The organism is Myxococcus dinghuensis, assembly GCF_024198235.1.
GTDB lineage: Bacteria > Myxococcota > Myxococcia > Myxococcales > Myxococcaceae > Myxococcus > Myxococcus dinghuensis.
Genome location: NZ_JAKCFB010000026.1, coordinates 1 through 13152 on the forward strand (window position 1 = coordinate 1; position 13152 = coordinate 13152).

15 protein-coding genes are annotated in these 13152 nt (G+C 68.6%); 6 read left to right on the forward strand and 9 right to left on the reverse strand.

The genetic code is table 11. The features are described 5' to 3' along the window. A partial coding sequence (locus LZ198_RS28340; RefSeq protein WP_253975209.1) for a transposase occupies positions 1–311 on the reverse strand: 311 nt, incomplete at its 3' end. Between the two features lie 111 nt (positions 312–422). On the opposite strand from LZ198_RS28340, the gene LZ198_RS43705 reads away from it, so the two are divergent. Both LZ198_RS43705 and LZ198_RS28345 read left to right on the forward strand, forming a co-directional pair. Continuing rightward, entirely contained in the window at positions 423–698 is a 276-nt protein-coding gene (locus LZ198_RS43705; RefSeq protein ID WP_407667476.1) for a pentapeptide repeat-containing protein, read from the forward strand. Between the two features lie 331 nt (positions 699–1029). After that, on the forward strand, positions 1030–1668 hold the full coding sequence (locus tag LZ198_RS28345; protein ID WP_253975210.1) for a glutathione S-transferase family protein: 639 nt from the start codon (positions 1030–1032) through the stop codon (positions 1666–1668). Positions 1669–1681: 13 nt separating this feature from the next. Here the strand turns inward: LZ198_RS28345 and LZ198_RS28350 are convergent, their stop codons facing one another. Further along, positions 1682–1981 (reverse strand): transposase, encoded by a 300-nt coding sequence (locus LZ198_RS28350; RefSeq protein ID WP_253975211.1) that lies wholly within the window; start codon positions 1979–1981, stop codon positions 1682–1684. On the opposite strand from LZ198_RS28350, the gene LZ198_RS28355 reads away from it, so the two are divergent. The 3 genes from LZ198_RS28355 to LZ198_RS28365 all read left to right on the forward strand — a co-directional run bounded on the left by LZ198_RS28355 (position 1958) and on the right by LZ198_RS28365 (position 3296). Next, entirely contained in the window at positions 1958–2620 is a 663-nt protein-coding gene (locus LZ198_RS28355; protein ID WP_253975212.1) for a hypothetical protein, read from the forward strand. The two genes, LZ198_RS28350 and LZ198_RS28355, sit on opposite strands and share 24 nt — an antisense overlap. 154 nt (positions 2621–2774) lie before the next feature. After that, positions 2775–2990: a hypothetical protein gene (locus LZ198_RS28360; protein WP_253975213.1), complete on the forward strand. Its 216-nt coding sequence runs from the start codon at positions 2775–2777 to the stop codon at positions 2988–2990. Between the two features lie 51 nt (positions 2991–3041). Then, positions 3042–3296: a hypothetical protein gene (locus LZ198_RS28365; protein ID WP_253975214.1), complete on the forward strand. Its 255-nt coding sequence runs from the start codon at positions 3042–3044 to the stop codon at positions 3294–3296. A 13-nt stretch (positions 3297–3309) separates the two neighbouring features. Here the strand turns inward: LZ198_RS28365 and LZ198_RS28370 are convergent, their stop codons facing one another. From LZ198_RS28370 to LZ198_RS28395, 7 genes are all read right to left on the reverse strand, one after another. Further along, positions 3310–3876, reverse strand: coding sequence for an IS5 family transposase (locus tag LZ198_RS28370; protein WP_256559983.1), 567 nt, complete (start codon positions 3874–3876; stop codon positions 3310–3312). Then, positions 3786–4043 carry a transposase gene (locus LZ198_RS43710; RefSeq protein WP_407667477.1) on the reverse strand — a complete coding sequence of 86 codons (258 nt, stop codon included), beginning with the start codon at positions 4041–4043 and terminating at the stop codon, positions 3786–3788. Before LZ198_RS43710 ends, LZ198_RS28370 begins: the two co-directional genes overlap by 91 nt. 94 nt (positions 4044–4137) lie before the next feature. Further along, positions 4138–7959: a xanthine dehydrogenase molybdopterin binding subunit gene (xdhB, locus tag LZ198_RS28375; RefSeq protein WP_253975215.1), complete on the reverse strand. Its 3822-nt coding sequence runs from the start codon at positions 7957–7959 to the stop codon at positions 4138–4140. Continuing rightward, positions 7956–8789 carry a xanthine dehydrogenase accessory protein XdhC gene (gene xdhC / locus LZ198_RS28380; RefSeq protein ID WP_253975216.1) on the reverse strand — a complete coding sequence of 278 codons (834 nt, stop codon included), beginning with the start codon at positions 8787–8789 and terminating at the stop codon, positions 7956–7958. The genes xdhB and xdhC overlap by 4 nt, the downstream gene beginning before the upstream one ends. A gap of 136 nt (positions 8790–8925) precedes the next feature. After that, on the reverse strand, positions 8926–10245 hold the full coding sequence (locus tag LZ198_RS28385) for a DUF418 domain-containing protein (RefSeq protein ID WP_253975217.1): 1320 nt from the start codon (positions 10243–10245) through the stop codon (positions 8926–8928). Between the two features lie 93 nt (positions 10246–10338). After that, a complete protein-coding gene (gene nth, locus LZ198_RS28390) occupies positions 10339–10971 on the reverse strand; it encodes an endonuclease III (protein ID WP_253975218.1) in 633 nt (210 codons plus the stop codon). A gap of 133 nt (positions 10972–11104) precedes the next feature. Next, positions 11105–11947 (reverse strand): DUF1003 domain-containing protein, encoded by an 843-nt coding sequence (locus LZ198_RS28395; protein ID WP_253975219.1) that lies wholly within the window; start codon positions 11945–11947, stop codon positions 11105–11107. A 215-nt stretch (positions 11948–12162) separates the two neighbouring features. Between LZ198_RS28395 and LZ198_RS28400 the strand changes: the two genes are divergently transcribed. After that, on the forward strand, positions 12163–13056 hold the full coding sequence (locus tag LZ198_RS28400) for a 1,4-dihydroxy-2-naphthoyl-CoA synthase (RefSeq protein WP_253975220.1): 894 nt from the start codon (positions 12163–12165) through the stop codon (positions 13054–13056). Positions 13057–13152: the final 96 nt, after the last annotated feature.

The window sequence follows — 13152 nt, forward strand, 5'->3', positions numbered from 1 at the left end:
TCGATGGAGGCCCTGGAGAAGTCGACCTTGCCTCGCAGGCCCAACTCGTCGAGCAGCCGCTCTTGCAGCTTCTCCCACACGCCTGCTCGGGTCCATTCCTCCAGTCGGCGCCAGGCCGTCATGCCCGACAGGCCGAACTGCTTGCGGGGCAACATCTCCCAGGGAATGCCGCTTCGGAGCACGAAGACGATGGCCTCCAGTGCCGCCCTGTCGTCAGCTCGAGGTCGACCCAGCTTCTTCTTGGGGCGAGGAGGAGGGAGCAAGGGAGCCACGCGCTGCCAGAAGGCGTCGGGGACGAGTTCGCGATCCATGCCCCTCAACCTGGGGCTGGTCCCCACCTGCGACCAGTCCATTCCTGACTTTCGTTAGGGGCTGTTACTTGTGTCTGGCTTGATTATGCCCGCCTCGATGGATGTAGCTTGGTGAAGGTCCAAATGATGGGGGCGAGGCTTGATAATGCCTCGCTCTGTCGGGTCGATGCCAGCAATGCGATGATGCATGGTGTGCGTGCGCGCGGAGCATGTCTTGATGATGCAGTGTTTGATGGTGCCGATATGTCGTCAATGGATTTGACTGGCGCTTTTCTCCGGCGAGCCCATCTCAGAGGCGTGAATCTGAGTCGGGCATCTCTTCAAAACGCTCAGCTCGAGGGGGCTGACTTAAGTCGAGCCGATCTGATTTATGCTCAATTCGAGTAGATCTTCTTTCAGGCCCTGATTGTTGTGCCTACTACGGTGCTCATGGCGGTTGATGCGGGTAGTCGCAGAAGGCGAACCAGGCCGCTGCGTCATGAATGAGACGGCGCTGGCCCGAGGACCCCATCACCGAGCACGGGTTCCAATCGCGGGACGCTCCCGCGTGTGTCGTGCATGTTGGCGACCGTCAAGAGATGGCGGCGAGGCTGATGGAGGATGCCTCGGAGGTGGAGGCGATGCGGTGGCGACTGCACGACCCTCCGCAGTTCAAGCACCTCTCGAAGTTCGAGAGCGGCGGCTGGCCGCAGGGGGGCTCGCGGAGTAGGGTGGGCGCATGCTCAAGGTCTACAGCTTCTCGCGAGTCAACAAGATGGCGCGCGGCAACACGCGTGACCTGCGCGTGCTCTGGGCACTCGAAGAGATCGGAGGACCGTACGAGATCGTCGGCATGGATCACCCCAACCACGATCTGGACTCGTCCGAGTTCCGCGCGAAGAACCCGTTCGGGCAGCTTCCCGTGATCGACGACGACGGCGTCGTGGTCACCGAGTCAGGCGCGATCCTGCTCTACCTCGCGCGCAAGAGCGGTAAGCTGATGCCGAGTGACCTCGCCGGCGAAGCGCAGGTCCTGCGCTGGTCCGTGGCCGCGCTGAATACGATCGAAGTGCCAGTGTTGACGCTGTGGTTCGTCGACCTGAACGGCGGCAAGGGAACCAAGCCGAGCGATGCGCTGAATCAATGGTCCGCGATGCGCCTTCAGCAACTCGATGGGTGGCTCGCGAACCGCACGTTCATCGCGACAGACGACTTCACTGTCGCGGACATCCTGATGACGCACGTCCTGGGCGGCGGCACCGATCCATCGCTGTTGGCACCGCACGCGAACATCCTCGCCTACCGCAAGCGCTGCACCGAGCGCCCGGCGTGGAAGAAGGCGTTCGACGCGTACTCCGAGCGCGTCGAGGCCGCCTAGGGGCTGTCCCTGATTAGTGCAGCCAGAGAAGCATGGCTGCGACGTGCTGGACGGCGAGGTAGCAGGTCGCCGTCTTGTCGTAGCGGGTGGCAACGGCGCGAAAGCGCTTGAGGTCGTGGAAGCAGCACTCGAGCCGATAGCGGAGCTGATAGAGGGGGCGGCCCAACGGCAACCGCCGCTTTCGGCCTGGGTGGGAGTGAATGACCGGCTTCATCTCGAGCTTCCGGACATCGGAGCGGATGTGGTCCGCGTCATAGGCCGTGTCCGCGATGAAGGCATCGCCCTCTGCATGCACGAGAAGCTCCTGGGCCATCGTGGACTCGTGCTGCTGCTGGACGGCGTGTTGACGTCTGAGCTGTTGTCCCGGGCGCCCGCCCATCAGCAGGAGACCGGTCAGAAGCTGGGCGAGTGCCTGGTGCGCCTGGGCGTGGACGAGACGCCGGTACTGCGGCTGCTGGCGCAGGAGTTCCAGACGCGCTTCGTGTCCACGGAGAAGCTGGCCCAGGCGAAGGTCGCTCGGAGTTGCTCGAGCAGGTGTCGGTCCGGCTGGCCGAGGGCTTCGACTTCATGGCTCCTGCGGCGTCCCCACGCAGATGAAGGACTTCCAGTGCACCCGGTGCGAGCTGCTCCTGGTGCGCCACGTGGAGGACCTGCCGCCTCGGGACAACGTCTCCCTGGTGCGCGCGCTGCTGACAGAGCCGGAGCCCCATGGGACGCCCCGCGCCAGGCCCACGGCGGAGGCCACGCGGGTAGCGCCGTCCTCAGCGCGCTCTACAACCGGCTGGGGATGATCGTCCTCAACCACCAGCGCGACTATGCGCGCGCCACCACGTTCTTCCAGAAGGTCTCGGACCTGGAGCCCGAGAACAGCCTCGGCACGATGAATCTGTACTCGGTGAGGTGCCTCATTGCGGACGCCACCAGCGCGGGCCAGAAGAAGGCTCAGCGCTGACAGTCACACACATTCATGCCTAAGCTGAAATTCGAAAATAATATGAAAGATTGACTTCGGTTGGAGCATTGCGCCACGCTCGCGGTACCTCGCCCGGGAGTGCCCCATGCGCAGAAGACTCGCCGCCGCCCTTGCCGGTGTGTTTCTCGGTCCAATGTCCGCCCTTGCCGGTGAGCGCGTCTCCGGCACGCCCGAGACGCTCACCGTCTGGAATTGGATCCACTACGGCTACTTCGACACGCTGGAGGAGTGCATCGCCGCGGGGGAGACCCGCGGTGACCCGCCGCTCATCTGGTGGATTCAATACAACTGTGGCCATGAGAGCGTCGGGGATCCGCGCTGGCTCCTTCAGGTGTACGCCACCTGGTAATCCTTTCTCACCGCAGTGAACCCGCGACATTTCACGTCTGTGGAGCGCACCATGAAACAACTCCTGCAGAGCATGCCCCTCGTGCTGGCGATGATGTTGTTCGGCTGTGGCGGCGAAGAGCTGTCTGCATCCTCGACGGACATGGAACCCACTCAGTCCGAACAGGTGGAAGTCGTGGAGACAGACGTCGAGCGCAATGCCCAGATGTGCATTCCCCTGGGCGCGCAGTGTCTGTACAACAGCTCGTGCTGCGCGCTCTACTGTCGCAAGGTCTCGGGAGCGTCGAGCGGCATCTGCTCCCGCTAGGGGCTGTCCCTGATTAGTGCAGCCAGAGAAGCATGGCTGCGACGTGTAGGACGGCGAGGTAGCAGGTCGCCGTCTTGTCGTAGTGGGTGGCAACGGCGCGAAAGCGCTTGAGGTCGTGGAAGCAGCACTCGAGCCGATAGAGGGGGCGGCCCAACGGCAACCGCCGCTTTCGGCCTGGGTGGGAGTGAATGACTGGCTTCATCCCAAGCTTCCGGACATCGGAGCGGATGTGGTCCGCGTCATAGGCCGTGTCCGCGATGAAGGCATCGCCCTCTGCATGCACGAGAAGCTCCTGGGCCATCGTGGACTCGTGCTGCTGCCCCTGTGTCAGGGCGAGGTGGAGCGGCTTACCGTTCGTCGTTGTGACGGCGTGAACTTTCGTTGAAAAGCCTCCTCGAGAACGCCCAAGAGCATTGCTTCGGAGCCCCCCTTTTCCGCCCGAGGCATCCTGGTGGGCCCGGACGACGGAGGCATCAGCCAGCGAGTCGACTACATCCACGTCGAGCTGAAGATCCTTGAAGATGGCCTCCCAGCGCCCAGTTCGCGCCCAACGGTGGAATCGATTGTAGAGGTCTTCCAGTTGCCGAACCGCTCTGGCAGGTCCCGCCACTGCACTCCCGTCTTCACGCGCCACACCACCGCATCGATGAAGTCACGGTCGCCCCTTCTTGAGGGAGGGCCAGTCCTGGAGCCCAAGACTGGCTTGATGTGGTTCCACTGGGCATCGCTCAGCTCATGTCGGCGCATGGCCCGTGTTCAGCAGGCAGGGCCCCGGCCGGCAATCGATGCATTTGCACCGCCGCGCGTCGAATCGAATCGCCGCGCGGCGGATAGCGGCCTCCTACGCGGCCTCGCGGCCCGTCGCCTCCGCCCCGTGCGCCAGGCGCTTCTGGATGGCGAGGAACAAGGCTTCGTGCGTGGCGGGGGAGGCCAGCTCCACCGGGCCTCCGGCCTTGCCGAACGCGCCCACCGCGTCGCGAAGCGCCTCGCGCACGGACAGCGCGAGCATCAGCGGCGGCTCACCCACGGCCTTGCTGCCGTGGATGACGTTGTGCTGCGTGGCGCGCTTCATCAGTTGCACCCGGAAGTCCACGGGCGCGTCGCTGAAGGCGGGCACCGCGTAGGTGCTGGCCGAGTGCGTGAGCAGCCGGCCCTGCGCATCCCACCGCAGGTCTTCCCCCGTCAGCCAGCCCATGCCCTGGACGAAGCCGCCTTCGATCTGCCCCCGATCCAGGCCCGGGTTGAGAGAGTCACCCACGTCCTCCAACACGTCCACGCGCAGCACGCGCTTCATGCCCGTGTGGCCATCCACCTCCACCTCCGTCACCGCCGCGCCGTACGTGAAGTACAGGAACGGGCGTCCCCGGCCCTTCACCCGGTCGTAGCCGATGCCCGGCGTCCGGTAGTAGCCCGTCACGGACAGGCCCACCCGCGCCGCGTACGCCGCCTCCACCACCTTGGCGAAGGGCGCGCAGACCGTGGGCGTGTCCCGCAGGCCCACGAGGCCGTCCTGGAACACCAGCGCCTCCGGTACCACTCCGATGCCGTGCTTCTCCGAGAGGAGCTTCACCGCCACGGGCACCAGCCGTTCGCGGATGCTGACGCAGGCCTCGCGCACGGCCGCGCCATTCAGGTCCGAGCCGCTGGAGGCCGCCGTCGCGGAGGTGTTGGGCACCTTGTCCGTCGCCGTCTTCGCGATGCGGATGGCGCTGGCCGGCAGCCCCAGCTCGCGCATCGCCACGCCCTGAATCTTCGTGTGCAGGCCCTGGCCCATCTCCGTGCCGCCATGCGACAGCAACACCGATCCGTCCCGATACACGTGCAGCAGCGCGCCCGCCTGGTTGAGCAGCGTCGCCGTGAAGGAGATGCCGAACTTCATGGGCGTCATCGCCAGTCCACGCTTGATGCGCGGAGAGCCGGCGTTGAACGCATCCACCTCCTGGCGCCGTCGCTCGAACTCGGACGACGTCTTCAGCTCCGTCCACAACTGCGGCAGGCGCTCGTCGTCCAACTCCTGGCCGTAGTGCGTGGTGTTCGTCTCTCCCTTGCCTCGGTAGAAGTTGCGCTCGCGCACCGCCTCCGGCGGCAGGCCGAGCGTGCGCGCCACCCGGTCGAGGATCTCCTCGCACACGAGCATGCCCTGGGGCCCGCCGAAGCCGCGGAACGCCGTGTTCGACACCAGGTGTGTCTTCGCCACCCGGCCCGAATAGCTCACCGTCGGTACGTAGTAGGCGTTGTCGAGGTGGAAGAGGGCGCGGTCGGTGATGGACTCGGACAGGTCCAGGGACCAGCCTCCGTTGGAGACCAACTGCGCGCGCAGCGCCAGCAGCCCCCCGCGCTCGTCGAAGCCGACCTCGAACGTCGCGTGGAAGGGGTGACGCTTGCCCGTCGTCGTCATGTCCACGTCGCGGTCGAGCATCCACCGCACCGGTCGCCCCGTCTTCCACGCGGCGAGCGCCACCAGCGCCGCGGGTGCATTGCCCTGGGTCTCCTTGCCGCCGAAGCCGCCGCCCATGCGCGGCGAGCGCACCACCACATGGCTGCGTGGCACGTCGAGGACATGCGAGATGATGGCCTGCACCTCGGAGGGGTGCTGCGTGGACGACGTCACGGTGACGTCGCCGTCGTCCCCCGGCTCGGCGAAGGCCGCGTGGGTCTCCAGGTAGAAGTGCTCCTGCCCACCCAGCGTGACGACGCCGGACAGCCGGTGGGGGCTCGCCGTCAGCGCGGCGTCCACGTCCCCTCGCCGGATGAGGTGCGGCTCGGTGTGGTAGCTGCCCTGGGCGATGGCGTCCTCCAGCGTGAGGACCGCGGGCCGCGGTTCGTACTCCACGACCACCTGCTTCGCGGCGGCGCGGCACGCCTCGATGGACTCACCCACCACCAGCGCGACCACCTGCCCGTGGAAGAGGACCTCGTCCTTCGCCAGCAGCGGCTCGTCGTGGCGGATGGGCCCCGTGTCGTTCGCCCCCGGGATGTCCTCCGCGAGCAGCACCGTCACCACCCCGGGCAGCGCCCGCGCCGCGGAGGCGTCCCGGCGGAGGATGCGCGCGTGCGCGTGGGGCGCGCAGACGGGCCAGACCTCCAGCATGGGCTGCTTCTGCGCGAGGTCGTCCACGTACTGCGCCGACCCGGTGACGTGCCCCAGGGCGCTCTCGTGGCGCAGCTCGCGCCCGGAGTCCGCCGCGGGCGGCGCCTCTCCCACCAGGAAGCGCGGCGCCGCGTCGATGGCCGGGCTGTGTTCGCCCGAGAAGAACTTCTCGAACAACCCCACGATGAGGCCCCGGCGGTACTCCGCGCCGCCGCGCAGGTCGCTGATGGGGGACAGCTCGCCCGCGAGCACCGGCAGCACCTCGGCCACCGTCTCGCGCGTCCAGGGCTTGCCGACGAGCAGCTCCTCCGTGCGGCGCGCGCGGATGGGCGTCGCCGCCACGCCGCCGTAGCCCAGCCGCGCCACGCGCACCACGTCGCCGGCATCCAGGTCCACCCGGAAGCCCGCCGCGACGATGCTGATGTCCAGCTCGCGCCGCTTCGACACCTTGAACGAGTCCGACACCCGCCGCAGGCCGCTGTCCTTCGCGGGCGGGTGGGGGATGACGATGGCGCGCACCACCTCGTCCGGCTGGAGCGCCGTCTTGCGGTAGCCGAGGAAGAAGTCCGACAGGGCCACCGTGCGCTCGCCCCGCACGGACGCGAGCACCATCCGCGCGTCCAGCGCCAGCAACACCGGCGCCATGTCGCCGATGGGCGACGCCGTCACCAGGTTGCCGGAGAGCGTGGCGCGCTGGCGGATCTGCCGGGAGGCGAAGACGTTGAGCATCTTCCCCAGTTCGGGATGCTCGCCACCGAGCGCGTCCTCCAGCTCCACCAGCGACGCGGCCCCGCCCACGTGCCAGCCGTCCGGCTCGCGTCGGATGTCGCGCAGCGACGGCACGCCCTCCGTCGAGAGGAGGAACGGATAGCGGCGGGACTTCTTGGTGATGTCCACGCCCAGCTCGGTCGCCCCGGCCACCAGGACGGCCTCCGGGTGCGCGGCCCTCAACCGGAGCAGCTCCTCCCAGGAGGTGGGGCGCAGGAACGTCTGGCCCCGGGCCTCGTAGCTCAGCGCGGGCAGCGGGGCCGCGGGGCCCCCGAGCGGCGCATGCGGGAGCGCCTTCAGCCCCACGGCCGCGTCGCGCGCGGCGAGCGCCTCCATCATCGCGTCTCGGATGGGGCGGTAGCCGGTGCAGCGACAGATGTTGCCGCACAATTGGTCCGCCACCGTCTCCGGGGAACAGACCGCCGGGCGCGAGTACGCCTCCGCCATGGAGACGATGAAGCCCGGCGTGCAGAAGCCACACTGCGAGCCGTAGTGCTTCACCATGGCCTGCTGCACGGGGTGGGGCTTCTCGCGCGTGCCCACGCCCTCCACCGTCACCAGCTCGCGCCCGGCCACCATGGGCAGCAGCGCGATGCAGCTGTTGAAGGCGCGCAGGACGCGCTCGCCGCGGGCGTCTCGGTCCACCATGGCCACGGTGCAGGCGCCACAGTCGCCCTCCGCGCAGCCCTGCTTCGTCCCCGTGGCGCCGCGCGCGCGCAGGAAGTCGAGCAGCGTGGTGTTGGGCGACGTGTCCTCGACGCGGACCAGGTCCCCGTTGAGCCGGAACTCGAACATGGTGCTCATTCTCCCGACGAAACCTCGCGCAGGCGAGGCGGCTCCGAGCGCGAGGGCCCGGCGTGGTTCTCGATGAAGGGTTGATGGTGGAGCTGGAGCAGGCCCGCGGCGATGCTCACCGCGACCTCCTGCGGCGACTTCCCGCCGATCTCCAGCCCCATGGGACACTGCACCCGGCCCAGCAGCGCGGCGGGCGTGCCGCGCGCCTCGAGCCGCTGCCGGAAGCGGGCCCACTTCGACTTGCTGCCAATCAGGCCGATGTAGCGCGCCGGCTTCTCCAGCGCGGCCGCGATGACGTCCTGGTCCAGGTCGTGCCGGTGCGTCATCACCGCCACGTACGTGCGGCGCGCATCCCAGGCGGCGGCGCCGAAGAACGTCTCCCAGGGCTCCTCGTGCCGCCGCACCGCCGCGGGGATGCGCTCGCCGTGCAGCCACTCCGGGCGCTCGTCGATGAGGTCGATGCGGAAGGGCGTCCCCTCCAGGATGCGGCACAGCGCCTGGCCCACGTGGCCGGCCCCGAACAGGTACAGCCGGGGCCCGTGATTCACGGGCTCCACGAACACGTCCACCACGCCTCCACAGCACTGGCCGAGCTTCGAGCCCAGCGGATAGCGGAACGCGCGAGACTCGCCCCGCTCGAGGCAGGCCCGCGCGTCCGCGAGGACGAGCTGCTCCAGGTGGCCGCCGCCCACCGTCCCGTGGAACGCCCCGTCCGCGCGCACGAGCAGCTTCGCCCCCGGCTCCGCGGGCGTGCTTCCCTGGCAGTTCGTGACGGTGGCCACGGCGAAGGGCGCCTCCTGCCGCGCCCACTCGCCCAACTGGCTGACCCAATCCCACATGGTCCGCGTAAGTCTGCCACACCCGGAGTCCGCCGTGGGTGGCCCTTACCCGGAGTGTGGGTTTCCCGGCGAGGTCCCGTCCCCCGGGGCGGCGGGCTCCGAGGCAGACCCCACGGGCCTTGGACGCGCCGGGGCGCTACGACGCCGGCACGGGGACCCCCGCCTCCGGGGCGCGGCGCATGGGCTGGGCCTTTCCGTAGGTCAGCGAGCGCCACAGCCACTCGGCCGGCCCGAAGCGGAACCGGGACAGCCACAGGTGGCTGAACACCCCCTGGACCGCGAAGACGCCCAGGCAATAGAGGATGCAGACGATGGGGGACAGCCGGGTGATGAGGCCCAGCCCGAACCCGTAGAAGACGAAGACGCTGATGACGGACTGCGACAGGTAGTTGGTCAGCGCCATGCGCCCCACCGGCGCGAGCACCGTCAGCACCCGCTGCCACGCCGCGCGGTGGAAGAGCAGGGTGATGGCCGACACATAGGCCGCGGCGACGCCCAGCTCCCCCAGGTTGCGCAGGGGCGACATCACCAGCCCGACCCAGGGCGGCAGCGTCTCCGGGTTCAGCACCTTCCGGATGATGAGCTGCTGCAGCACCACCGACGCGGAGCTCCCCACCAGCCCCAGCCCGACGCCCCACGCGAGCAGCTTGCGGAAGAAGCCCAGGTGCTGGGCCGCGTCATGGAACAGCCGGCGCCGCCCCGCGTAGAGGCCGAGCAGGAACCGCCCGAAGATGGCGAACGCGCCAATCCCAATCATGGGGAGGAAGTCCTTCAGGTAGAAGGTCGCCGCGCCCCGCACCACCTCCAGCCAACTGCCGTGTTGGAACGCCGCCAGGGTCACCGCCTTGCTCGCGTAGACCCGGTCCGTCTCCGCCTTGGCGATGGCCGCCGCGGCCTCCGGCGTGTCCGCCAGCAATTGGGGCAGCTTGAGCACCAGTTGTCCCAGGAGCGGCCACACGAAGACGAACACCGCCGCCCACACCAGCAGGGTCCGGTCCGTCCGCTTCCGGAACAGCAACAACCCGAAGCCGAGCAACGCGTAGTTGGTGAGGATGTCGCCGTACCAGATGAGGAACAGGTGGCACAGCCCCAGCAGGAACATCACCCCCAGCCGCCGCGAGTACACCCCGCCCACCTGGCCGCCCCGCGCCTCCGCCCGCCCCAACTGCACCGCGAACCCCAGCCCGAAGAGGAACGAGAAGATGGTGATGAACCGTCCGAAGACGAGCACCGTGACGGTGGGCAGCAGCAGCTTGTCCAGCAGCGACATGTTCGCCAGCAGGGCGTCCATCTGCTCTTTCGGCAGGAAGGCCCTGCCGCTGAACCACATGAAGACATTGGAGATGAACACGCCGCAGAGCGCGAAGCCTCGCAGCGTGTCCAGCAACACCAGGCGCTCACCCGCGTCGATGGGACGCGCCTCGGTGGAACCAACCGGCAGGGGGACAGGGGTCATGTCCTGGATTAGGATTGGCCCCAACCTGCGCGCGCGTCTCCGTATTTCCGGGTCAACGAAGGATTGTGGGGTGCCCGGGGATAGCGGGTAGGTCTACACGCCGATGCGTGGGCAGATGTCCTTCACGATACACGTGTCACAGTGTGGCTTCTTCGCGGTGCAGGTATACCGGCCGTGAAGGACCATGGCCGGCCCGAAGAAGGTCCACTGCTCCTTGGGCACCAGCTTCATCAGGTCTTCTTCAATCACGTCTGGTTTTTCATGTTTTGTCAGCCCCAGGCGGTGGCTGACGCGCGCGACGTGGGTGTCGACGATGATGCCGGACGGCAGGCCGAAGGCGGTGTTGAGGACGACATTGGCTGTCTTTCGCGCCACGCCGGGCAGCGTCACCAGCTCCTTGACGGTGCGCGGCACCTCCCCGCCGAAGTCCTCCAGGAGCGCGCGGCTCATGGCCTGCACGGACTTGGTCTTCTGTTTGTAGAAGCCGGTGGGCTTGAGGTCCTCCTCCAGCAGGGCGGTGTCCGCCTCCGCGAAGGCGCGGGGGCCCGGGTACTTGGGGAACACGGTGGCGGTGACGCGGTTGACGCGCTCGTCCGTGCACTGGGCCGCGAGGATGGTGGCGACGAGCAGCTCGAACGGCGTGGACCAGTTGAGCTCGTAGCGGGCATCCGGATGGGCCTCGCGCAGCCGCTCCAGGAGGATGGGGACTTTCTCGGCGGGTTTCATGGTGGCGTGGGCGTCACCCTACCTGGGATGTCTGACATCCGCCTCCGACTCCGGCGCGAGCCCGCGTCGTCCCGGAGGCGGGACGCCCACCGCCCCGCTGCGTGACGCACCCGGCCTCGTCAGCCGCGCGGCGTCAGGCGCTCCGGGCGCGCTCGACGGCGTCCAGGCGGGCCATGGTCTGGGCGTACAGGTGGTCCAGCTTGGCGTGGAGCTGGGTGACCTCCATGCCGGCGCGGATGTTGGCCTCGTACTCCACGTCGGAGCGGATGCGGTCCTTGGCGGCCTGCCGGCTCTGGCTGATGAGCACGAAGCACGACAGGAAGATGGCCTCCAGGCTCACCACCATGGTGAGCAGGCCGAAGGGGAACGGGTCGAAGGCGTGCAGCCCCGGCACCCAGTCCAGGTTGATGGCGATCCACGTCGCGAACCAGGCCGCGTGCAGCATCATGAAGGTGAAGGTGCCGCTGAAGGCGGCCAGGCCGTCCGCGAGCCGCTGGATGGGCGTCAGCCGCTCCTCCACCGTCTCGTTGGGGCTGAGCGACGGGCGGCTGTGCAGCATCTTGTCCGCCTCGCGCAGGCGCCGGCCGATGGCGGTGAGCACGTCCATGGCGCTGGAGGGGTGGCGCTGGAAGAGCATCTGGAGGTCGGCGCGGTCCACCTTGAGCGCGCTCGTGTCCTGGATGGCGCGGGCGTCCGCGCTGCGCGGGTCTCCGTCCAACAGGGATAGCTCGCCGAAGAAGTCCCCGCGCCGGGCCGTCTCGAAGACGATGACCTGGCCGGTGGTGTCCTCGACGGAGATCTGCACCTCCCCGGAGCTGACGATGTAGATGGCGCCCCCGGGGTCGCCCCGGCTGAAGACCTTCTGCCCGGCGGACAGGCGCACCTCCTCGAGCTGGGCGGCGAGCAGCGCGCGCTCCTCGTCATCCAGCGCGGCGAAGAGGGGGACTTCCTGGAGGAGGGAGACGTCGGCGGGCATGAGGCGGCGGACCTCGCGATGGGCGGCACCGTGCGGGCTCCACGCTGGCACCTTCCGGGCTCCACGCCCAGTCCCCTCGTGTGACACCCGCGTGCCCCTCCGGACTTCCGGGGCTGCCGTGCGCTGGGGCTGGATGGTTGAACCCGTGGACGCTCCTGGCCCGCCCCCGTATGGTCCGCGCCCTGACAACCCCCTTGCTCCCGAGTGCGAACGCCATGGTCTCGGCCCTCTTCAACCCCGACCGCTGGAAGCCCGTCGAGGGCTTCAAATTCAAGGACATCACCTTCCACCGCGCGGTGGACCAGGGCACGGTCCGCATCGCCTTCAACCGCCCGGAGGTCCGCAACGCCTTCCGGCCGCGCACGGTGGACGAGCTGGCCCGCGCGCTGGAGGCCACGCGCTTCATGACGGACGTGGGCTGTGTGCTCATCACCGGCAACGGCCCCTCGCCCAAGGACGGCGGCTGGGCGTTCTGCTCCGGTGGCGACCAGCGCATCCGCGGCAAGGACGGCTACCAGTACCAGGGCGAGGAGGGGGAGTCGGACCCGGCGCGGCTGGGCCGGCTGCACATCCTCGAGGTCCAGCGGCAGATCCGCTTCCTGCCCAAGGCGGTCATCGCCGTGGTGCCGGGCTGGGCGGTGGGCGGCGGGCACAGCCTGCACGTGGTCTGCGACATGACCATCGCGAGCAAGGAGCACGCGGTGTTCAAGCAGACGGACGCGGACGTGGCCAGCTTCGACGGCGGCTACGGCTCCGCGTTGCTGGCGCGGCAGGTGGGCCAGAAGCGCGCGCGGGAGATCTTCTTCGTCGGCGGCAACTACTCCGCGGAGGAGGCGTTCCAGATGGGCATGGTCAACGCCGTCGTGCCGCACGAGAAGCTGGAGGACTTCGCGCTGGAGTGGGCGGCGGAGATCAACACGAAGAGCCCCACCGCCATCAAGATGCTCAAGTACGCCTTCAACCTGCCCGACGACGGCATGGTGGGTCAGCAGCTCTTCGCGGGCGAGGCCACGCGCCTGGCGTACGGCACCGACGAGGCCCAGGAGGGCCGCGACGCGTTCGTGCAGAAGCGCAAGCGCGACTTCAAGCGCTTCCCCTGGTCCTACTGACCGGAGGCTTCGCGAGGCCGTCTCCGGCCTCGCGAGGGGGGACACCGCCGCTCCGGAAGTCGCCGGAGCGGGCGGAGCGAGGGCCGCGGCGGCCCC

Excerpts from the sequence above, each read along its gene's own strand:
- LZ198_RS28400 (WP_253975220.1), top strand. The coding sequence starts at position 12,163 with ATGGTCTCGGCCCTCTTCAACCCCGACCGCTGGAAGCCCGTCGAGGGC.
- LZ198_RS43710 (WP_407667477.1), bottom strand. The coding sequence starts at position 4,043 with ATGCGCCGACATGAGCTGAGCGATGCCCAGTGGAACCACATCAAGCCA.
- LZ198_RS28360 (WP_253975213.1), top strand. The coding sequence starts at position 2,775 with ATGTCCGCCCTTGCCGGTGAGCGCGTCTCCGGCACGCCCGAGACGCTC.
- xdhB (WP_253975215.1), bottom strand. The coding sequence starts at position 7,959 with ATGAGCACCATGTTCGAGTTCCGGCTCAACGGGGACCTGGTCCGCGTC.
- xdhC (WP_253975216.1), bottom strand. The coding sequence starts at position 8,789 with ATGTGGGATTGGGTCAGCCAGTTGGGCGAGTGGGCGCGGCAGGAGGCG.
- LZ198_RS28355 (WP_253975212.1), top strand. The coding sequence starts at position 1,958 with ATGCACGAGAAGCTCCTGGGCCATCGTGGACTCGTGCTGCTGCTGGAC.
- nth (WP_253975218.1), bottom strand. The coding sequence starts at position 10,971 with ATGAAACCCGCCGAGAAAGTCCCCATCCTCCTGGAGCGGCTGCGCGAG.
- LZ198_RS28395 (WP_253975219.1), bottom strand. The coding sequence starts at position 11,947 with ATGCCCGCCGACGTCTCCCTCCTCCAGGAAGTCCCCCTCTTCGCCGCG.
- LZ198_RS28350 (WP_253975211.1), bottom strand. The coding sequence starts at position 1,981 with ATGGCCCAGGAGCTTCTCGTGCATGCAGAGGGCGATGCCTTCATCGCG.
- LZ198_RS28385 (WP_253975217.1), bottom strand. The coding sequence starts at position 10,245 with ATGACCCCTGTCCCCCTGCCGGTTGGTTCCACCGAGGCGCGTCCCATC.
- LZ198_RS28365 (WP_253975214.1), top strand. The coding sequence starts at position 3,042 with ATGAAACAACTCCTGCAGAGCATGCCCCTCGTGCTGGCGATGATGTTG.
- LZ198_RS28345 (WP_253975210.1), top strand. The coding sequence starts at position 1,030 with ATGCTCAAGGTCTACAGCTTCTCGCGAGTCAACAAGATGGCGCGCGGC.